This window comes from Comamonas terrigena NBRC 13299 (genome assembly GCF_006740045.1).
Lineage (GTDB): Bacteria > Pseudomonadota > Gammaproteobacteria > Burkholderiales > Burkholderiaceae_C > Comamonas > Comamonas terrigena.
This window is the reverse complement of the sequence record NZ_AP019749.1, coordinates 3009168-3028239: the sequence shown is the minus strand read 5'-3', so window position 1 is coordinate 3028239 and position 19072 is coordinate 3009168. Positions and strand designations below refer to the sequence as shown.

18 protein-coding genes are annotated in these 19072 nt (G+C 68.1%); 6 read left to right on the top strand and 12 right to left on the bottom strand.

Features of this window, described 5'->3' with window-relative positions; genetic code table 11:
- Positions 1 to 239: 239 nt before the first annotated feature.
- Both ettA and CT3_RS13745 read left to right on the top strand, forming a co-directional pair.
- Entirely contained in the window at positions 240 to 1901 is a 1662-nt protein-coding gene (ettA, locus tag CT3_RS13750; protein WP_066533469.1) for an energy-dependent translational throttle protein EttA, read from the top strand.
- A 275-nt stretch (positions 1902 to 2176) separates the two neighbouring features.
- Positions 2177 to 3172 (top strand): Bug family tripartite tricarboxylate transporter substrate binding protein, encoded by a 996-nt coding sequence (locus CT3_RS13745; protein WP_083520250.1) that lies wholly within the window; start codon positions 2177 to 2179, stop codon positions 3170 to 3172.
- A gap of 121 nt (positions 3173 to 3293) precedes the next feature.
- Here the strand turns inward: CT3_RS13745 and CT3_RS13740 are convergent, their stop codons facing one another.
- Entirely contained in the window at positions 3294 to 4295 is a 1002-nt protein-coding gene (locus CT3_RS13740) for a P1 family peptidase (protein WP_066533975.1), read from the bottom strand.
- 217 nt (positions 4296 to 4512) lie between these two features.
- On the opposite strand from CT3_RS13740, the gene CT3_RS13735 reads away from it, so the two are divergent.
- From CT3_RS13735 to CT3_RS13725, 3 genes are all read left to right on the top strand, one after another.
- Positions 4513 to 5340 (top strand): MetQ/NlpA family ABC transporter substrate-binding protein, encoded by an 828-nt coding sequence (locus CT3_RS13735; RefSeq protein WP_066533467.1) that lies wholly within the window; start codon positions 4513 to 4515, stop codon positions 5338 to 5340.
- A 405-nt stretch (positions 5341 to 5745) separates the two neighbouring features.
- Entirely contained in the window at positions 5746 to 6777 is a 1032-nt protein-coding gene (locus CT3_RS13730) for a porin (protein ID WP_066533464.1), read from the top strand.
- 360 nt (positions 6778 to 7137) lie between these two features.
- Positions 7138 to 7968 (top strand): MetQ/NlpA family ABC transporter substrate-binding protein, encoded by an 831-nt coding sequence (locus CT3_RS13725; protein ID WP_066533462.1) that lies wholly within the window; start codon positions 7138 to 7140, stop codon positions 7966 to 7968.
- A 148-nt stretch (positions 7969 to 8116) separates the two neighbouring features.
- Here the strand turns inward: CT3_RS13725 and CT3_RS13720 are convergent, their stop codons facing one another.
- From CT3_RS13720 to CT3_RS13670, 11 genes are all read right to left on the bottom strand, one after another.
- Positions 8117 to 9316: a leucine-rich repeat-containing protein kinase family protein gene (locus CT3_RS13720; RefSeq protein WP_066533461.1), complete on the bottom strand. Its 1200-nt coding sequence runs from the start codon at positions 9314 to 9316 to the stop codon at positions 8117 to 8119.
- 127 nt (positions 9317 to 9443) lie between these two features.
- Positions 9444 to 9869 carry a copper-binding protein gene (locus CT3_RS13715; protein ID WP_066533459.1) on the bottom strand — a complete coding sequence of 142 codons (426 nt, stop codon included), beginning with the start codon at positions 9867 to 9869 and terminating at the stop codon, positions 9444 to 9446.
- 17 nt (positions 9870 to 9886) lie between these two features.
- Entirely contained in the window at positions 9887 to 10399 is a 513-nt protein-coding gene (locus CT3_RS13710; protein ID WP_066533457.1) for a DUF411 domain-containing protein, read from the bottom strand.
- 22 nt (positions 10400 to 10421) lie between these two features.
- Positions 10422 to 10931 (bottom strand): cupredoxin domain-containing protein, encoded by a 510-nt coding sequence (locus tag CT3_RS13705; RefSeq protein ID WP_066533454.1) that lies wholly within the window; start codon positions 10929 to 10931, stop codon positions 10422 to 10424.
- A 14-nt stretch (positions 10932 to 10945) separates the two neighbouring features.
- Positions 10946 to 12337, bottom strand: coding sequence for a multicopper oxidase family protein (locus tag CT3_RS13700; RefSeq protein ID WP_066533452.1), 1392 nt, complete (start codon positions 12335 to 12337; stop codon positions 10946 to 10948).
- A 1-nt stretch (position 12338) separates the two neighbouring features.
- Positions 12339 to 13775 (bottom strand): TolC family protein, encoded by a 1437-nt coding sequence (locus tag CT3_RS13695; RefSeq protein WP_066533450.1) that lies wholly within the window; start codon positions 13773 to 13775, stop codon positions 12339 to 12341.
- Positions 13772 to 14200: a hypothetical protein gene (locus tag CT3_RS13690; RefSeq protein WP_066533449.1), complete on the bottom strand. Its 429-nt coding sequence runs from the start codon at positions 14198 to 14200 to the stop codon at positions 13772 to 13774. Before CT3_RS13690 ends, CT3_RS13695 begins: the two co-directional genes overlap by 4 nt.
- Before the next feature lie 94 nt (positions 14201 to 14294).
- Positions 14295 to 14894: a hypothetical protein gene (locus tag CT3_RS13685; RefSeq protein ID WP_141891764.1), complete on the bottom strand. Its 600-nt coding sequence runs from the start codon at positions 14892 to 14894 to the stop codon at positions 14295 to 14297.
- Positions 14895 to 14960: 66 nt separating this feature from the next.
- Positions 14961 to 15152 carry a hemin uptake protein HemP gene (hemP, locus tag CT3_RS13680; protein WP_066533444.1) on the bottom strand — a complete coding sequence of 64 codons (192 nt, stop codon included), beginning with the start codon at positions 15150 to 15152 and terminating at the stop codon, positions 14961 to 14963.
- 154 nt (positions 15153 to 15306) lie between these two features.
- Positions 15307 to 15963, bottom strand: a complete 657-nt coding sequence (locus tag CT3_RS13675; RefSeq protein ID WP_066533442.1) for a DUF6198 family protein — start codon at positions 15961 to 15963, stop codon at positions 15307 to 15309.
- A gap of 334 nt (positions 15964 to 16297) precedes the next feature.
- On the bottom strand, positions 16298 to 18400 hold the full coding sequence (locus tag CT3_RS13670; protein ID WP_083520248.1) for a heavy metal translocating P-type ATPase: 2103 nt from the start codon (positions 18398 to 18400) through the stop codon (positions 16298 to 16300).
- 39 nt (positions 18401 to 18439) lie between these two features.
- Here CT3_RS13670 and CT3_RS13665 point away from each other — a divergent pair, with 39 nt between their 5' ends.
- On the top strand, positions 18440 to 18895 hold the full coding sequence (locus CT3_RS13665; RefSeq protein ID WP_098066181.1) for a Cd(II)/Pb(II)-responsive transcriptional regulator: 456 nt from the start codon (positions 18440 to 18442) through the stop codon (positions 18893 to 18895).
- The last annotated feature ends 177 nt before the right edge of the window (positions 18896 to 19072 follow it).

The following is a 19072-nucleotide window of genomic DNA, read 5'->3' as shown; positions in this document are numbered from 1 at the left end:
CGCTGGGTATCAGCCTGTCGGGGCAACCTGCGTTGGTTGCCGGGCCAGTCTTAGGCAGATGATTTCAAGGAATGGGAGCCTGGAGCAGCGTCCGTCGTCCCCAGCTGAAATGCTGATGCCAAGGGCAACTGGAGCTCTTGGCTATGCATATTGTCGCATGCGTCGATAATCATGGTTGGTCGGCAGCCTCCGGTTGCCCAGATTTCTCACCAAAACCCAGTTTTTTTTCGTAAGCATCCATGGCCCAATACGTGTTTTCGATGAACCATGTCACCAAGACCGTGCCGCCGAAGCGGCAGATCTTGAAGGACATCTCCCTCAGCTTCTTCCCTGGCGCCAAGATCGGCGTGCTGGGCCTGAACGGCTCTGGCAAGTCCTCGCTGCTCAAGATCATGGCTGGCGTGGACAAGGAAATCGAAGGCGAAGCCATTCCGATGGCCGGCCTGTCGATCGGCTACCTGCCCCAGGAACCCCAGCTGAACCCTGAGCACACCGTGCGCCAGGCCGTGGAAGAAGCCATGGCCGAGGTGAACAACGCCAAGGCCCGTCTGGAAGAGGTGTATGCCGCCTACGCCGAGGAAGATGCCGACTTTGACGCCCTGGCTGCCGAGCAAGGCCAGCTGGAAGCCATCATTGCCGCCGCCGGCACGGACTCCGAACACCAGCTGGAAATCGCCGCCGACGCACTGCGCCTGCCCGCATGGGACGCCGTGATCGGCCAGCTCTCCGGCGGTGAAAAGCGCCGCGTGGCCCTGTGCAAGCTGCTGCTGTCCAAGCCCGACATGCTGCTGCTCGACGAACCCACCAACCACTTGGACGCCGAATCCGTGGAATGGCTGGAGCACTTCCTGCACCGTTTCAGCGGCACCGTGGTGGCCATCACCCACGATCGCTACTTCCTCGACAACGCCGCCGAGTGGATTCTGGAACTCGACCGTGGCCACGGTATCCCCTACAAGGGCAACTACTCCGACTGGCTGCTGCAAAAGGGCAACCGTCTGGAAGCCGAACAAAAGGGTGAGGAAGCCCGCGCCAAGGCCTTGAAGAAGGAATTGGAATGGGTGCGCCAGAACGCCAAGGGCCGCCAGGCCAAGTCCAAGGCCCGTATCGCCCGCTTCGAGGAACTGAGCGATTACGAATACCAACAGCGCAACGAAACCCAGGAAATCTTCATTCCTGTGGCCGAGCGTCTGGGCTCCAAGGTCATCGAATTCAACAACGTCTCCAAGGCTTTTGGCGACCGTCTGCTGATCGACAACCTGTCCATGAACGTGCCTGCGGGCGCCATCGTCGGCATCATCGGCCCCAACGGCGCCGGTAAGTCGACGCTGTTCAAGCTGATCGCCGGCAAGGAACAACCCGATTCCGGCACCGTGGACATCGGCCAGACCGTGAAGATGGCCTTCGTCGACCAGCACCGCGATGCGCTGGCCAACGACAAGACCGTGTGGGAAGACATCTCCGGCGGTCTGGACATGATCAACGTCGGCAAGTTCACCATGGCCTCGCGTGCCTACGCCGGTCGCTTCAACTTCAACGGCCAGGACCAGCAAAAGAAGGTCGGCAACCTCTCCGGTGGTGAGCGTGGCCGTCTGCACCTGGCCAAGACCCTGATCCAGGGCGGCAACGTGCTGCTGCTGGACGAACCTTCGAACGACCTGGACGTGGAAACCCTGCGTGCCCTGGAAGACGCGCTGCTGGAATACGCCGGCACCGTGATGGTGATCTCCCACGATCGCTGGTTCCTGGACCGTATCGCCACCCACATCCTGGCCGCCGAAGGCGATTCGCAATGGGTGTTCTTCGACGGCAACTACCAAGAGTACGAAGCCGACAAGAAAAAGCGCCTGGGCGAAGAGGGCGCACAGCCCAAGCGCTTCCGCTACAAGGCCCTCAAGTAATTCTTGTGGTTCCGCAAAAAGGCTCCTTCGGGAGCCTTTTTTCATGGGAGATGGGGTGCAGCAAGGACCGGCGGGCCCGTGGGCATGCCCCGGGTGCCGCCAGTGTACGGCGTGGCGGCCCCTGTCGCTGGTGCGACCGGGCGCTGCCGGCGCAGGGGCAAATCCCAGTGCCGCAGAAGGCGCAGGCCGCCTAGATTCGCGGGGTACCGCGGCCTCAGGCGGGGGCAACACCCAGCCACGCCGCACCGTCCTAGCATCTTCCGGAGACTCTCCCCATGCCCGTTTCTTCTTCACTGCCCCTGTCCCGCCGCGGCATTGCCCGCGCCGCAGCCGCCTTGCTGGCCACCTGCGCGCTGGGCGCCGGCGCGCAGACCGCCTACCCGAACAAGCCCGTGCGCGTGGTGGTGGGCTTTTCGGCCGGCGGCACCACCGACGTGGTGGCGCGCATCATGGCCAAGGAGCTGACACAGGCCCTGGGCCAGACCTTCATGGTGGACAACAAGCCCGGCGGCGGCAGCAATATCGCCACCGACCTGGTGGCCGCCGCCCCGGCCGATGGCTACACCCTGCTGTTTGTGGCCGTGACCAGCGCCATCAACCAGACCCTGTACCCCAATGTGAAGTTCGACCTGAACCGCGACTTCGAGGCCGTGGCCCTGGGTGCCAAGGTGCCCAATGTGCTGGTGGTCACGCCCAATGTGCCGGCCAAGAATGTGAAGGAGCTGATCGCCTGGGCCAAGGCCAACAACGACAAGGTGTCCTACGCCTCATCGGGCAGCGGCACCTCCATCCACATGGCGGGCGAGCTGTTCAAGGTGCGCACCGGCCTGCAGACCCAGCACGTACCCTACAAGGGCAGCGCGCCGGCGCTCACCGACCTGATGGGCGGCCAGGTGCAGTTCATGTTCGACAACATGCCGTCTTCCTGGCCCCAGGTGCAGGGCGGCAAGCTGCGCGCGCTGGCGGTGACCACCAAGACCCGCTCGCCCTCGGCGCCGGACCTGCCCACCATGGAGGAAAGCGGCGTGGCACCGTTCGATGTGAGCAGCTGGTTCGGCCTGATTGCCCCCAAGGGCACGCCCAAGGACATCGTGGACAAGCTGAACAAGGCCATGAACGCCGCCTTTGACAAGCCCGAGGTCAAGGAAGCCTACGCCAAGCTGGGCGCCGTGGCCGAGCACAACACACCGGCCCAGTTCAGCAGCTTCATCCGCTCGGAAGTCAGCAACTGGGCGCCGGTGGTCAAGGCCTCGGGCGCCAAGGTGGACTGAGGCACACCTCCCAGCCCCAATCCACCCCCACAGCCCACCCGGTCCGTCCGGGGAGGCGGTGGATGCGTGGTGCCGGCGTGTGCCTTGCACCCTGCCCGCTGTGAGGTACAGGGTTGCAGGGCTAGCGTGCAGGGCGCAGCCCGTCGCTCCAGCACGGCAGCCTGGCCTGACCGGGCACCTCCACCGCGCCGGCCAGCAGGATGGCACGGGCCGTGGCCACGGCCACGGCTTCGGCGGCCAGGGTGAACAGCGTCATCAGACCCAGGGTCCGGCCGGACTGGCCCGTGCCCAGGGCAAACAGGGTGTCGCCGTCGCTCATGGTGTGCACCGGGTTGATGGCGCGGGCCAGACCGTCGTGGGCCACGGTGGCCAGGCGCTGGGCCTGGGGCTTGGTGATCTGGGCATCGGTGGCCACCACGCCGATGGTGGTGTTGCTGCCGGCCAGAATGGTCTGTGGGCTGTCGCCGCGCAGCAGGGCATCGCGGGCGCACAGCAGAGCGGCGCCATCGGCCGTGCGTGCACCGGCCAGCAGCTCGCCGGTGGTCGGGTGGTAGACATCACCCAGTGCATTGCACGCCACCAGGGCGCCCACGGTAACGCCGTCGACGGTGAAGCTGGCTGTGCCGATGCCGCCTTTCATGGCCCGTGCAAAGCCGAAGATCTTGCCCACCACGGCGCCGGCGCCAGCGCCCACGCTGCCTTCTGCCGGGCGTTCGCGGGTGGCGGCCTGGCAGGCCGCGTAGCCGGCCGCGGCATCGGGGCGGATGGTCATGTCGCCCAGCATCACATCGAACAGCACGGCAGCAGGCACCAGTGGAATGCGACCCACGCCAATGTCCAGTCCGGCGCCCTGGGCTTCCAGCCAGCGCACCGTGCCGCTGGCGGCATCCAGCCCCCAGGCGCTGCCGCCCGCCAGGGTGATGCCGTGCACCTGCTGCACCAGGTTGGAGGGGGCCAGCAGATCCGTCTCGCGGGTGCCGGGGGCAGCCCCGCGCACATCCACCCCGCCCACTGCGCCCTGCGGGCACAGCACCACGGAGCAGCCGGTGGGGCGGCGGGAGTCGGTGTGGTGTCCCACGCTGATGCCCTGCACCCGGGCGATGTGCCCGGGATGCTGCAACAGGTCGAGAACGGCGGCGGAAGGCGCAGAAGCGGCGGGGAAGAAAGCGGTCACAGGCAGGTTCCGTCAGGGCGATGGCCGGGTTTATATGGGATGGGTGATAAACAAATAGTTTTTTTATCTCTAGGGTTTACCCATGGCGGCGCGATACTGAAGGGCGACCGCCACCGTCCGGTGGCCCGGATTCTCTCCCCCCATTCTCCCTTTTGCGAGTTTTCCCATGACCTCCCGCTTTGTTTCCCGCCGCGCCGTGCTGGCCGCTTCCACCCTGGCCCTGGTGGCCGCCCTGGGCACGCCCGCGCTGGCGCAGGACGCCGCCAAGAAGAAGCTGCTGATCGGCGCCACCGCCGGCTCCAACTACGACCTGCTGCAAAAAGGCATCCTGCCCCAGCTGCAGAAGAAGGGCTACCAGATCAAGCTGGTGGAGTTCAACGACTATGTGCAGCCCAATCTGGCGCTGAGCGACGGCTCGCTGGATGCCAACTTCTTCCAGCACCGCGCCTACTTTGACCAGTTCACCGCCGACCGCAAGCTGGCGCTGAGCGCCATCGTCCAGGGCCCCGTGGCCCCCATGGGCGTCTACAGCAAGAAACACAAGTCGCTGCAAGGCATCCAGAACGGCGCCAAGGTGGCCCTGCCCAACGACCCCAGCAACCTGGCGCGCGCGCTGCTGGTGCTGCAGCAGGCCGGTCTGGTGCAGGTCAAGCCGGGCGTGAACCCCGCCCGCATCTCGGAGCTGGACCTGGCGGCCAACCCGCACAAGCTCAAGTTCCTGCCGCTGGAAGCCGCCCAGCTGCCGCGCGTGCTGGAAGACGCCGACTACGTGGTGGTCAACGGCAACTTCGCCATCTCGTCCGGCCTGAAGCTGAACGACGCCGTGGTGCTGGAAAAGACCCCCGACCAGTACCTGAACGTGGTGGCTGTGAAGACCGGCAACGAAAACAGCCAGTGGGCCAAGGACCTGGCGGCCGCCTACCGCTCGGCCGAGTTCAAGGCCGTGGTGGACAGCCAGTTTGCCGGCTACGCCAAGCCGGCCTTCCTGCAGTAAGCCGCTGCACGGGCCGCGAGCCGCGGCCTGCCGGTCTGACTGCCTGACACCAGGCACCAGGCACCAACAAGGGACTGCAGGGCAGTCCCTTTGTTTTGGGCGGTGCTGTGCCGCGGGGCAGGACGCGCAGCCGGTGTGGCGCTGCCGGTGCTTCAAGAGTGCGGAAAGAGCGCAGATAAGCAGCGAAAAGGGCGTTGCAAGGGGAAATATCCGCAACGTCGTCGGTCGGTGGTTTGCACCAAGCTGGTGCGCAAGCAGCGGCTTTGTCGGCGCTTTGACCGCGATTTGTTGCTTTTTTGCTTCAATTTTTCCGTTCAAGGCAAAAAAAGCGGGCTCCAGCCTCTTGCATGGTGACGCACTCTGTGCACACAGCAGAGAATCGCCGCATTGTCACAAGGAAACAACATGAAAAAAACTCTCATCGCCTGCGGTGCTGCGCTCGCATGCCTGGGCGCTGCCCACGCACAAAGCAATGTCCAACTGACCGGCTTGGTCGACATGTATGTCGGCTCCATGAAGATGGCGGGTTCGGAACGCAAGAGCGTGGTCGATTCCGGCGGCATGTCCACCTCCTGGTGGGGCGTGCAGGGCACGGAAGACCTGGGCGGCGGCCTGAAGGCCGGCTTCATGCTGGGCGCTTTCTTCCAGGGCGATGACGGCTCCAAGGGCCGCTTCCCCGGCGATACCTACTTTGCCCGCGATGCGAACGTCACCCTGTCGGGCGGCTTCGGTCAGCTGCTGCTGGGTCGTACTTCGGCCCCCAACTTCCTGCCTTCCGTGTTTGCCAACCCGTTTGGCGACTCGTTCGAAGTCTCGCCGCTGATCCTGCACGAGAACGTGTCCTTCTACAACGGCGGCGTGAACTACAGCACCACCCCGTCGGACACCGGCTGGAGCAACCAGATCCGCTACACCACGCCCGACATTGGCGGCCTGACGATCAACGTGGCCTACCAGTTCGGTGAAGTGGCCACTGCCAACAGCAAGAAGAACGTGGGCGTGAATGCCACCTACCGCACCGGCGGCCTGATGCTGACCGGCTTCTACGAGCGCGCTCAGGTCAACAACCCCGGCGCAGGCCTGCTGGCTGACGGCACCAAGCAAAACTGGATGCTGGGCAGCTCCTACGACTTCGGCGTGGTCAAGCTCTACGGCACCTACGGCCAGTCCAAGACCAAGGACAACGACAACTACGAAGGCAAGACCGCTTCGCTGGGTCTGGACATCCCCGTCTCCAAGGCTGGCACCATCAAGGCCGCCGTGGCACACACCAAGATGGACACCGGCGCCTGGGACGGCAAGCACACCACCACCACCGTGGGCTACGACCACAACCTGTCCAAGCGTACCGATGTGTACGGCGTGGTCATGAACGACCGCTTCACCGGTCTGAAGTCCGGCACCAGCCTGGCTGTGGGCATCCGCCACCGCTTCTAAGCAGTTGCAGACCTTGCGTCTGCCCTGCTGGACCTACCCGGCCTCGGCCGGGTTTTTTTATGTCTGCGCGCCGCAGGCACGCCCTCCAGGCCCCTGCGGAATGCCTGCCGCCATGCCTGTGGCCATGGCGCATTCTTCATATGAAATATTGAATAAGGATTGGAATTTTTATTGGTTGGAGATTGAAGCGACTCTGGAGATACTGCCGCCAGACGTTTGCAGCAGGCCGGCACCACCGGTTTCCTTCGTGACAGAAGCGAGGGCTGAACCAGCCCCCGACACCCGCACCGCCTGCACAGACAGACCGTTTTTCAAGACCCGCGCCGCAAGACGGCCAGAGAGATCCCAGGAGAAGCCACCATGTCCCGTTTGTTCACCACCCGCCGTTCCATCCTGGCCGCTGCCGTGCTGGCTGCCGCCTCGGTCGGCCTGTCGGCCCCGGCGCTGGCCCAGGACGCCAGCAAGAAGCAGCTGGTGATCGGCGGCACGGCCGGCTCCAACATCGACCAGCTGCAGTACGGCATCGTGCCCCAGCTGCAGAAGAAGGGCTACAAGGTCAAGCTGGTGGAGTTCAACGACTACGTGCAGCCCAACCTGGCCCTGGCCGATGGTTCGCTGGACGCCAACTTCTTCCAGCACGAGGTCTACTTCAACCAGTTCAAGGGTGACCGCAAGCTGGACCTGGTGGCACTGACCCAGGGCCCCATCGCCCCCATGGGCGTGTACAGCAAGCAGCGCAAGAGCCTGGCCGACCTGAAGGAAGGCGACCGCGTGGCCCTGCCCAACGACCCCAGCAACCTGGCCCGCGGCATTCTGCTGCTGCAGCAGGCCGGCCTGGTCAAGATCAAGGAAGGCGTGAACCCGCTGCGCGTGTCGGAGCTGGACCTGGCGTCCAACCCCAAGAAGATCAAGCTGGTGCCGCTGGACGCCGCCCACCTGCCGCGCGCCCTGGATGACACGCAGTTCGCCATCATCAACGGCAACTTCGCCATCTCTTCCGGCCTGAAGCTGACCGAAGCCGTGCTGCTGGAAAAAGTGCCGGACCACTACCTGAACATCGTGGCCGTGAAGACCAAGGACAAGGACGCCCAGTGGGCCAAGGACCTGGCCGAAGCCTACCGCTCGGCCGACTTCAAGGCCGTGGTCGACAGCAAGTTCGCCGGCTACGCCAAGCCAGGCTTCCTGCAGTAAGCCCTGCCGCAAGGCGCCTGCCAAAGTACACCAGGGACCGCGATGCGGTCCCTTTTTGCTTGCGTGGTGCGTTCGTGCTGCCACCGGTGCACCGCAACCGCACCGAGCGGGTCGCCGGGCCGGGGCCGGAAAGCCGTGCTCGCTGCTGTCAGCGCGCTACGGCGTACAGCTCGTCGCGCAGGATATGCAGCGCGCGCAGCTCGATCTGCTGCAGCGCCCGCACCTGGGCGGTCGGCAGCCCCCGCGTCAGCAGCGCAGCGCCCAGGTCGCTGAGCATGGCGGCCCCGGTCTGCGGGTTCCAGAGAATGTTGTGCGCATACAGATCGCCATGCAGCACCCCGCTGTAGTGCAGGTGGCGCACGGCGCCGCTGATCTGCGCCAGGATGTGCTGGGCCGCACAGGACGACAGCGACACGCCGGGCGCATAGACATCGCGCGTGCAGCTGCGCAGGCTGGGCGGGCCGGCCAGCGGCTGCATGCCCTCGGGCAGCAGCGGCAAGGCCATGGCCAGCTGGCCCTGCGGGAGGCCGCTGACGGCCGCCAGCGGGGTCAGCAACTGGGGATGGTGCGTCACCGCCATGCCCGCCGCCAGCTCGGACTGGGGCGTGCCGTCGCTGGTGTGGGCTGCCTTGAAGATCTTGAGCGCCAGCTCCGTTCCGCTGCGCGTGTTGCGGGCGCGGTAGATATGGCCGCTGGCGCCCTCGCCCAGCAGCGCACCCACCTCCAGATCCGCAAAGGGCAGGGCCTTGGCGGCGGCTGCGGCATGCAGCTGCTGCTCGCTGGCCTGGGTCAGCGGGTTGCCGGCCAGCGCCGGCCAGGCCAGCTGGGGCAGCTGCAGCAGCACCTCGGGCACGGCGGTGAAGCGGTTGCTTGCCATGCGCAGCAGCTCCAGCCGGTTGCAGCGCACCAGGCTGGCGGGCAGGGCGGTCAGCTGGTTGCAGGACAGCATCAGCTTCTGCAGGCGCGGGCGTTCGCCCAGCGCGTCGGGCACGCTGGTCAGGCAGTTGTCGGTCAGGATCAGCCAGCGCAGGCGCGCAGGCAGGCTGTGCGGCGGCACCTCGGCAATCCGGCAGGCACGGAAGCCCACCATCTCCAGCTCCGGCAGCTGGCCCAGCACGGACGGCAGCTCGGTGAAGGGGTTGTGGGAGGCAAACAGCACGCGCAACCGTGCAAAGCGCGCGAATTCGGCGGGCAGGGAACTGAGCTGGTTGCCGGACAGGTCCAGCAGCTCCAGGGTATCGGCCAGGGCGAACAGGGCCGGCGGGATGGCCGTCAGACCCTGGTTGCAGAGTCTCACCTCGCGCGCTCCGGCCAGCGCGCCACTTTCTAATTGATCCAGGGTATGCATGCGGGCGCCAAGTGTAGGCGCCCGCCTGTCACCTTCCCGGCAAGATGGGCGGGCCCACGCAGATTTTTTTCTCGGTATGGGCCGGCCTTGATGTACCGCAGCCCGGGGCCGCGGCTGCGGCCCGGGTTCAGTGCGCGGCTTCGATGTGGGTGATCAGCAGCTGGCCCTGGGCGTCCTCCACATGAAAGCGCACCTGGTCGCCCGGCTTGAACTGCGCCAGCTGGGTACTGTCCTTCAGTCCGAACACCATGGTCATGGCCGGCATGCCCAGGTTGGTGATCTCGCCGTGGCGGATGGTGAGCTTGGCGCCGCGGGCGTCGACCCGGGTGATTTCACCGGGGGTCAGCACCGCAGCAGGGTCGGCCGCAGCCGCTGCCTGCGGGGCTGCAGGGCTATCTGCCGCCGCAGCGCTGTGGGCACCATGCTGGCTGTGATCCATGGGCGCGGCGGCACCCTGGGCCTGGGCGCTGCCCCAGGCCAGGCCCAGGGCCAGCACGGTGGCGCCCAGGGCCGGGGTGCGCAGGGACAGTGTGGAGGGGGAAGAAGCAAACATGGCAGGTCCTGGGTGCATCAACGGTAGCTGGAGAAGACGCGGGTGCCGACACCGCTGCCCATCAGATTCTGGGTGACCAGCAGCACATCGAACGGGTCCTTGCGGCCGCCGTATTCGGGGCCGTCCATACCGGGGCTGCCCACCGGCATGCCGGGGACGGTGATGCCCAGCGCCTTGGGCTTGTCCTTGAGCAGCTTGAACACATCGGCCGCAGGCACATGGCCTTCGACCAGGTAGCCGCCCACCAGGGCCGTGTGGCAGGAGCCCAGGTTCTGCGGCAGGCCCAGCTTGGCGCGCACGGCGCTGTTGCCGCTGTCGTGCACGGTCACGGCAAAGCCGGCTTTTTCCATCAGCACGATCCAGTCCTTGCAGCAGCCGCAGTTCGGGTCTTTCCAGACTTCCATCGGCGTTTTGGCGGGTGCGGCGGCCAGCGCGGGCAAAGCGCCCAGGCCGGCCAGGCTGGCCAGACCGCTGGCGGCCAGCAGGCCCAGGGCGTGGCGGCGGCTCGTGCGTGTGTTGGTGGTATGCATGGTGTGTCCTTTGTTGAGGGGGTTATTCGGTGACCGTGAAACGGCCTTGCATGCCGGCCTGGTAGTGGCCGGCAATCAGGCAGGCAAAGTCGAAGCTGCCTGCACGGTTGAAGTTCCAGACCAGCTCTTCGGTCTGGCCCGGGGCCACATGGGCCATATAGGGCTCGGCGTGTTCCATGCCGGGGTACTTCAGCATCATCTGGGCATGCGCGTCCAGCGAGTCCCGGGTGCCCAGCACCGCTTCGTGCATCACCTGGCCCTGGTTGACCACGCGCAGGCGCACGGTTTCGCCCCGCTTCACCTGGAAGTGGTCGGGGGTGAAGCGCATGTCATCGGTCATGGTCAGGGTGATGGTGCGCCGGGCATGTTGGCCATCGCCGGCCAGGCCCCAGTCTTTTTGCTCCGGGCTGAGGGTGGGGCGGCTGGCATCGGGCGCCGCATGGGCGTCCGTGCCGTGGGCCCAGGCCGGGAAGGCGCCGGCGGCCGCGCTGGCCGCCAGCACCAGGGCCGCCATGCAGGGAAATGTCTTCATGGGAGGTCTTCCTTTCAATGCGCATGGCCTGCCGCCGGGGGCAGGGATTCGGGTTTGTGCACGCTGGCAGCGCCCGGGGCCGTGCCTGGTGCGGTCTGGCGCGGGGCCTGGGCATCCAGTGGTGCGCCCTGCCATTCATAGGCCACCGTGCCCTTGGGGTGGCGGTACCAACCCGGGTCGCGGTAGTCGTTGGCCCCCAGCTGGCTGCGCACCTTGAAGGTGGTGAACATGCCGCCCATCTCGATGTTCCCGAACGGCCCCTGGCCCGTCATCATCGGGAAGGTGTTGTCGGGCAGCGGCATCTGCATGGACCCCATGTCGCCCATGCCGCGCTCGCCCATCAGCATGTAGTCGGGCACGATCTTCTGGATCTTGCCCACCAGACCCTGGTGGTCGACGCCGATCATGGTGGGCACGCCATGCCCCATCGCGCCCATGGTGTGGTGGCTCTTGTGGCAGTGCAGCGACCAGTCGCCCGGCGCATCGGCCACCAGCTCCAGCTGGCGCATCTGGCCCACGGCCACATCGGTGGTCACCTCCGGCCAGCGCGCCGTCAGCGGCACAGGACCGCCATCGGTGCCGGTCACCTCGAACTCGTGGCCGTGCAGGTGGATGGGGTGGTTGGTCATGGTCAGATTGCCCACGCGGATGCGCACCCGGTCCCCCTGTTTGGCCACCAGCGGGCTGATCGCCGGGAAGGCACGGCTGTTGAAGGTCCAGATATTGAAATCCGTCATCTCGTTGACCCGGGGCGTGGCGGCGCCGGGCTCCACCGCGTAGGCGGCCAGCAAAAAGGCGTAGTCGCGCTGCACCTCGGCAATCAGCGGATGCCGGGCCTTGGGGTGGGTGATCCACAGGCCCATCATGCCCATGGCCATCTGCACCATTTCATCCGCATGCGGGTGGTACATGAAGGTGCCGGGGCGGCGCGCCTCGAACTCGTAGACAAACGTCTTGCCGGGTGGAATGGCCGGCTGGTTCAGGCCGGCCACACCGTCCATGCCGTTGGGCAGGCGCTGGCCGTGCCAGTGGACGGTGGTGTGCTCGGGCAGGCGGTTGGTGACGAAGATGCGCACCCGGTCGCCTTCCACCACCTCGATGGTCGGCCCCGGCGACTGGCCGTTGTAGCCCCACATGTTGACGAAAAAGCCAGGCGCTACCTCGCGCACCACGGGCTCCGCCACCAGGTGGAATTCCTTGACCCCGGCGTTCATGCGCCAGGGACAGGTCCAGCCGTTGAGCGTGACCACCGGGTGGTAGGGGCGGCCGTTGGGGGGCGTGAGCGGCTCAGCGGTGTCGGCGCTGGCCTGGATCACGGGCTCGGGCAGCGCGGCCATGGCCACGCGGCTGACGGAAGCGGCGGCCACGGCCGTGGCGGCGCCGGTGAAAAAGGATCGGCGTTGCATATCAGTGGCCTGCCTCGGTGGTGGCAGCAGGCGCTGCGCTGGGGGTGACGGGGGAAGGCGGTGTGCCGGGCGAGGTGCCCGTCAGCGCCAGCTGCAGGTCCACGTCGGCCAGCCAGAAGTCGCGCTGGGCCTCGGTGGCGGTGGCCACCGCCTGGGCGGTGCTGCGGGCCTGGGCCAGCAGCTGCCAGACGCTGATGAACATGCCGTTGTAGCGGTACACCGCTTCGTCCTGCAGAAAGCGCGCCAGCGGCACGGCTTCGGTCTGCTGCTGCTGGGCCAGGTCATAGGCCGTGCGGTAGCGCAGCCAGTGGCTGCGGGCCTCACTGCGGGCGCGCAGCGCGGTCTCGCGCAGCTGGGCGGCATTGCGCTGCAGGGCGGAGCGGGCGCCTGCGCTGGCAGCGCCGCCCCAGTCGAACAGCGGCAGCGGCAGCTCCAGCTCCCAGCCGCGCGTGATGTCGTCATGGCCGCTGGCGCGTTCGGTGCTGGTGTTGCGGCTGTAGCTGGCGCCGACATCACCGAACACCGCCCCTACGCGGGCAAAGCCGTTGCGTTCGGCCGTGGTGTCCAGCTCGCGGCGCAGGGCACGCAGGTCCAGGCGCTCGCGCAGGGCCGTGGCTTCGGCATCGTCGCCGGCGCGCAGTGCGGCGGCGGCGGGTAGCGGCGGCAGGGTGGCCGGCAGCACAAAGTCCGCTTGCGCGCCCCACAGGCCCATCAGCCGGGCCAGCTGCTCGCGCTCCAGCGCGGCATTCAGGCGGGAACGGGCCAGGTTGGCGGCGGCCTCCTGCTGTACGCGCAGTTCCTGGGCCTGCTCCAGCTTGCTGAAGTTGCCCACGCGCGCCATGCGCCGGGCCAGCTCGCCACCGGCGGCAGCGGCTTCGTGCAGGGTCTGCGCCGTCTGCAATTGCTGCTGCGCGGCCACGGCGCGCAGCCAGGCGCGGCGCGTGTCGGCGGCATGCAGCAGCACCTGCTGGGCGGTGGTCAGCGTGGCCTGCTCCAGCTGCCAGCCCTGCCAGCGGGCACGCCAGGGCAGGGTGATCAGGCTGACCAGACCAAAGCTGAGCTGGCGCTCGATCTCGCGTTCCTGGGCGTTGACAAAGCGCCCCAGCGTGAGTGTGGGGTTGGGCAGGGTCAGCGCCTGTACGCGCTGGGCATCCTGTACACCCAGCGCGGCCACCTGGGCTTCCAGGGCCGGGCTGTTGAGCAGGGCGATGCGCACGGCAGTGTCGGCATCCACCGGTTGCTGCAGCCAGGCCGCCACCTGCGCGCGGGCGGCAGCGCGGGCCTGGGGGGCGGGGTCGGCCAACTGGCTGCCGGCGGGCAGGCTGCCTGCCGTATGGGCCGTGACGGCGCTGCGCTGGCCGTCCGGCGCCACGCTGGCGCAGCCGGCCAGCACCAGGGCCGCGACCACGGGGGTGAGGCGAAGCAGGCGTGGGCTCATGGCTGGCCTCCGTGGTGGTGGCCCTGATGCTCGCCTGCCGCAGGTGCTGCCGTGGGCGCAGCCGGGGCGGGCGGGTGGTGGGCGGACCCTGCGGGTGGGGTGCCCGCCTGGGCTTTTTCCCGCTGCAGCACATCGGTATGGCCGCGCGGGAACTGGGCGACGGCGGCATTGGCCGCCTGCCAGGGCGTGCTGGCCTGCTCCACGCCGCCGCTGGCGGGCAGGGGCAGGTGCTGCAGCGGCCGGCTGGGGGCTGTGGGCTGCAGCCAGTCCGGCAGCCGGGACGGCGGGGCCGCCTCTGCGCCTGGGGCTGCGGCCGTATGGTCCGCGGGGGCGGGAGGGGCCGTCTGGGCCCAGGCGCCGGAGGGCAAGGTGGTCAGTGCGGCAGCCGCCACACACCACGGGGTGAAAGAGTGCGCAAAGCGCATGCAAAGTCTCCTGCAACGTGACAAACACGGCGTCCTGCCGGGCGGTGTGCACCAGGCCACCGCGCGGCTGCGGACGCACTTCGGGCGTCAGGTCTCAGAAGATGGGGGGTTTGGATGCCTGCAGCGGCTGGGCGCTGGCAAAGCGCGCAGCGCCGCCCACGGGTTGGGCGTGGGGCGGGGTGTCGTTCGCGGCCAGGGGCAGCGACATGGGAGAAACGGCGGAGTGGCAGACCACACAGGCGGCGCAGGGCGCGCCGTGGCTGTGCTCGCAGCCGGAAGCGGACTGCGCCCCCGGGGCCGCACACCGGTCCGCCGCGGTCAGTGCGGCATGCAGATCCGTACCGTCAGAGGGGGCGGAATGGTGCGGCGCCACCGCATCGCGGTCGGCATGCTCCGTGTGGTGCCCCTGCGGCCCATGCGCGGTGCCATGGGAATCCGCCTGCACCGTACTGGCAAGGGAAGAAGAGGGGGAGGGGCTGCCGTGGTCCATGCCCGGCATGCTGTGGTGCACGGCCGCCGTGCTGGCACCCATCGCCGGCAAGGTGCCCATGGCCATGGCATCGCCCGCCAGACCCCGCAGGGCCAGCAGAACCACCAGGAAAAAGGACAGCATGCGGCGCATGCAGGGAATGATACCGCCCACGTCGGGAAGTTCCACGGTCGGGGTGATCGGGGCGGTGGGCAGGGGCCGCACGGCCAAAATGGGGCGTGGCGCCCGGTGCGGCATGCCGGGTCCGGCCAAGGGGGCCGGACCGTCGGCTTACTTGGTCAGGATCAGCTTGCCCAGCTTGGTGGCCTGCAGGCGGTAGGTAGAGCCGTTGTGCACAATGGTGACGGCCTTCTGGCCTTGCAGCAGTTCGGCGCTGTCCAGCTGCATATGGGCCGGGGACGCGGCCACGGGCAGGATGGAGGTGGAGGAAGAGGTGGTGCGCAGAGCGGGCTGGGTGAGCATGGTGGGATCCCGAAACGGTTGAGTTGTGCGAATGATAATAATTCTTATTTGATAACGCAACCACCCTGCTGACAATCGGGCTTTATGGCGGCGTATTCCATCGCCGCCGCCTTTGACACCATGGCCAGAACCCCCTTCATGCGACCGTTGCGGCTCACACCACCTGGTAGCGCCCCGGGCGGTGGTTCATGGTCAGTGCCAGGTTCAGCGTGATGGCTGCCACGATGGACCATCCCACGCGCGAGGGCTCCACCGTCACGCAGGCGGCCAGCAGGATCAGGCAGTCCAGCGCCATCTGCACCTTGCCGGCACGCCAGCCGTAGCGGTCCTGCAGGTATAGCGCGGCAATGCCGATGCCGCCCAGGCTGCCCCGGTGGCGGAACAGCACCAGCATGCCCACGCCCAGCAGCAGGCCGCCCGCAATGGCCGCGTACAGCGGGTGCAGCGGGCCCAGCTGCATCACATGGGGCTGCAGATCGGTCAGCAGCGACAGCAGCAGCACGGCGGCAAAGGTCTTGACGGTGAAGGCCCGGCCCATCTTCTTCCACGCCAGCCAGTAGAAGGGCAGGTTCAGCGCAAAGAACAGCTGGCCTATGGGCAGGTCGGTGGCGTAGTGCAGCACAAAGGCCAGGCCCACCATGCCGCCGGTCAGCAGCTTGGCTCCCGAGCACAGGGCAATGCCCACGGAAATCAGCGTGCAGCCGGTGAACAGGGCGGCAGCGTCTTCCACCAGCGTATGGGGCACGGCCGGGGTGGGTGGAGCGGGAATGGTCGGTGTCACGGAGGCCGTGGCAGGGCGGGGCGCGGTCATGGCAGAGGCAGTGTGAAACGGCAAGCGCAGCCAACCCGGCCGGGGCGATCCGACCCTGCACCGCACCGCCGGAGGGCCCCGGCGGCGTGCAACACACAAAGCCCCCGGACTGCAGCAGCAGGGCGGGGGCCAGAGAGAGCGGGCGGACAGCGACCCAAAAAGCGACGGCACAGCCACCGCCTGGGTCGGATTGATTGCTACTTTATTGATAGCGATTGGCAAAAGTTTAGCTGGCGTGCCGCGCAGTTTTCATGCAAAACGCAGCCGGGGCGCCGCGGCCGTGGCGTGGGGGCGACAGCGTGGGCCGCCGCCTGCCAACCCGGCTTCCAGCCCCTCAACCGCGCCAGCGGCGCAGCCGCAGACCGTTGGCCACCACCAGCAGGCTCACGCCCATGTCGGCGACCACGGCCATCCACATGGTGGCCATGCCCGCCACGGCCAGGGCAAAGAACGCGGCCTTGATGCCCAGGGCCAGACCGATGTTCTGCCACAGCACGGTATGCGACTTGCGCGACAGGCGGATGGTCTCCGGAATGCGGCGCAGGTCATCGTTCATCAGCACCACGTCGGCCGTCTCCATGGCCATGCCGGTGCTGTGGCGCCCGCCCATGGCAAAGCCCAGGTCCGACTGGGCCAGCGCCGGCGCGTCGTTGATGCCGTCGCCGGTCATGCCGGTGGGGCCCACAACACGCTGCAGCACGGCCATGGCGTCCAGCTTGTCCTGGGGCAGCAGGCTGCCGCGCGCATCGGCAATGCCGACCTGGGCGGCAATGGTCTGCACCGTGGCCTGGTTGTCGCCGCTCAGCACCACGGGCGTCACGCCCAGGGCCTGCAACTGGGCCACGGCTTCGGCCGCCTGGGGGCGCAGCGGATCGGCCACGGCAAACAGGGCGCGCACGGCCTGGTCGTCGGCCAGCAGGGTCACGGTGCGGCCCTGGGCCTCCTGCGCCTCCAGCACAGCTTCCAGCGCCGGGGTGGACAGGGACTGCTCGCGCGCCCAGCGCAGATTGGCCAGGGTCCAGCGCTGGCCGTCGATCCGGGCCTGCACGCCGCGGCCGGGCAGGGCCTGCAGTTCCTGCACCGCACCGGCGCCCGTGCCGGCAGGCAGGCCGGCGGCAATCGCCCGCGAGACCGGGTGGTCCGAGCCGCTGGCCAGCTGCCAGGCGGTGCGGGCCAGATCGCCGGGCTGCGACGCGGCGGCATCTGCCGCCTGCCAGTGCACCAGGGCCGGGCTGCCGCTGGTCAGCGTGCCGGTCTTGTCCAGCGCAATGGCGCGCAGCAGGCGGGCGGTTTCCAGCGAACGGCCGCCTTTCATCAGAATGCCGCGCTGCGCCGCCGCGGTCAGCGCGCTGACCACGGTGACGGGCGTGGACAGCACCAGCGCGCAGGGGCAGGCAATCACCAGCAGGGCCAGGGCCTGGTAGAGGGCGTCGTGCCCGGTCCAGCCCAGCAGCCAGGGCGCCAGCACGGCCAGCAGCGCGGCCAGCACCAGCACGATGGGGGTGTAGACCTGGGCAAAGCGGTCGACAAAGCGCTGCGTGGGCGCGCGCGTGGCCTGGGCCTGCTCCACGGCGTGGACGATGCGCGCCAGCAGGCTGTCGGTGGCGGGTGCCGTCACCTCCATGGTCAGCTGCCCGTGCTGGTTCACGCTGCCGGCAAACAGGGCGTCGCCCGGGGCCTTGTCGGCCAGCGCGCTCTCGCCGGTGATGGGGGCCTGGTTGACGCTGCTCTCACCCTGCACCACGGTGCCGTCCAGCGGCACGCGGGCGCCGGGGGCAATGCGCAGGCGCGCACCCAGGGCCACCCGGGCCACGGGGGTCGCGGCCACGCTGCCGTCGGGCTGCAGCACATCGGCGGTTTCCGGGGCCAGCTGCAGCAGGTTGCGGATGGCCTGGCGGGCGCGGTCCATGGCCTGGTCTTCAATGCGTTCGGCGGCGGCGTACAAGGCCATCACCATGGCCGCTTCGGGCCACTGGCCGATCAGAAAGGCGCCGGTCACGGCCACGGCCATCAGCGCGTGTATGCCCAGCTTGAAGCGGGCCAGGTCCTTCAGCCCGGCCTTGTACACGCCCAGGCCCGACAGGCCGATGGCCACCACGGCCAGGGCCATGCCGCCATAGCTCAGCCAGGGGTGCAGCGACGCGCCCCAGTGTGCGGCTTCGGCCAGCACGGCCAGCACCAGCGCCGCGGCAATGCGCGGCCAGCCCGGCAGCACGCCGTGGTCGTGGCCGGCATGGGCATCGGCAGCGGCGTCCGTGCGGTCCTCGCCGTGGCGGTGGTCGTGGCCTGCATGCTCGCCGTGGTCATGGTCATGCCGGGCGGGGCGCGCTGCGCCCTGCGGGGGGATGGAGGGAGAGGGCTGGGGGGCGCAGCTGCCGCCTCCGCAGCCGCAGCTGTGGACATAGGCCTCTTCGTGGCGCGGGTGGTTCTTGCTCATGCGATGATTGGAAACCTGAAACCCACTTCAAGGTCAAGCATGTCCCAGTATCGTATTGGTGAAGCTGCGCGGCTGTCCGGCGTCTCGGCCGCCAACATCCGCTATTACGAGCGCGAAGGCCTGGTGCGCCCCAGCGGCCGTGCCGAAAACGACTACCGCTTCTTCACCGATGCCGACCTGCACCGGCTGCGCTTCATCCGCATGTGCCGCGCGCTGGACATGTCGCTGGACGAGGTGCGCACCCTGCTGGCGCTGGACCTGAACAGCAAGGAAGACTGCGCGGCGGCGAATGCCACGGTCAATGGCCACCTGCAGCATGTGCGCGAGCGCCTGCACGAGCTGCAGATCCTGGAGCAGGAGCTGCTGGCGCTGCGCGGGCGCTGCGACGGCAGCGACGCCCACTGCCACATCATCGAAGCGCTGCACGCCCAGGCCGATGCGCCGCTGGAAGAAGCCCGTCCCCCGGCGGCCGGCGCCAGCAAGCGCCACGTCTGACCGACCGCGCCAGGGGCGCCGGCACCGCAGTGGCGCACGCGGGTATGGGCGGCACTGCCACGCGGTCGTCATGTTGCAGTGCAAAATTGACCATGGATGCGTGGCGGCGCGCTGCCTGCCTACTGTGGCGGCCGGCGCCCGCGTCCGCCCGTGTTTTCAACCCATGACAGGAGGGGC

What these genes read in the sequence shown, in the direction of transcription:
- CT3_RS13720 (WP_066533461.1), bottom strand. Translation starts at nt 9,316, where the DNA reads ATGCATACCCTGGATCAATTAGAAAGTGGCGCGCTGGCCGGAGCGCGC.
- CT3_RS13705 (WP_066533454.1), bottom strand. Translation starts at nt 10,931, where the DNA reads ATGAAGACATTTCCCTGCATGGCGGCCCTGGTGCTGGCGGCCAGCGCG.
- CT3_RS13675 (WP_066533442.1), bottom strand. Translation starts at nt 15,963, where the DNA reads ATGACCGCGCCCCGCCCTGCCACGGCCTCCGTGACACCGACCATTCCC.
- CT3_RS13730 (WP_066533464.1), top strand. Translation starts at nt 5,746, where the DNA reads ATGAAAAAAACTCTCATCGCCTGCGGTGCTGCGCTCGCATGCCTGGGC.
- CT3_RS13665 (WP_098066181.1), top strand. Translation starts at nt 18,440, where the DNA reads ATGTCCCAGTATCGTATTGGTGAAGCTGCGCGGCTGTCCGGCGTCTCG.
- CT3_RS13745 (WP_083520250.1), top strand. Translation starts at nt 2,177, where the DNA reads ATGCCCGTTTCTTCTTCACTGCCCCTGTCCCGCCGCGGCATTGCCCGC.
- hemP (WP_066533444.1), bottom strand. Translation starts at nt 15,152, where the DNA reads ATGCTCACCCAGCCCGCTCTGCGCACCACCTCTTCCTCCACCTCCATC.
- CT3_RS13735 (WP_066533467.1), top strand. Translation starts at nt 4,513, where the DNA reads ATGACCTCCCGCTTTGTTTCCCGCCGCGCCGTGCTGGCCGCTTCCACC.
- CT3_RS13700 (WP_066533452.1), bottom strand. Translation starts at nt 12,337, where the DNA reads ATGCAACGCCGATCCTTTTTCACCGGCGCCGCCACGGCCGTGGCCGCC.
- CT3_RS13670 (WP_083520248.1), bottom strand. Translation starts at nt 18,400, where the DNA reads ATGAGCAAGAACCACCCGCGCCACGAAGAGGCCTATGTCCACAGCTGC.
- CT3_RS13690 (WP_066533449.1), bottom strand. Translation starts at nt 14,200, where the DNA reads ATGCGCTTTGCGCACTCTTTCACCCCGTGGTGTGTGGCGGCTGCCGCA.
- CT3_RS13715 (WP_066533459.1), bottom strand. Translation starts at nt 9,869, where the DNA reads ATGTTTGCTTCTTCCCCCTCCACACTGTCCCTGCGCACCCCGGCCCTG.
- CT3_RS13725 (WP_066533462.1), top strand. Translation starts at nt 7,138, where the DNA reads ATGTCCCGTTTGTTCACCACCCGCCGTTCCATCCTGGCCGCTGCCGTG.
- CT3_RS13710 (WP_066533457.1), bottom strand. Translation starts at nt 10,399, where the DNA reads ATGCATACCACCAACACACGCACGAGCCGCCGCCACGCCCTGGGCCTG.
- ettA (WP_066533469.1), top strand. Translation starts at nt 240, where the DNA reads ATGGCCCAATACGTGTTTTCGATGAACCATGTCACCAAGACCGTGCCG.
- CT3_RS13695 (WP_066533450.1), bottom strand. Translation starts at nt 13,775, where the DNA reads ATGAGCCCACGCCTGCTTCGCCTCACCCCCGTGGTCGCGGCCCTGGTG.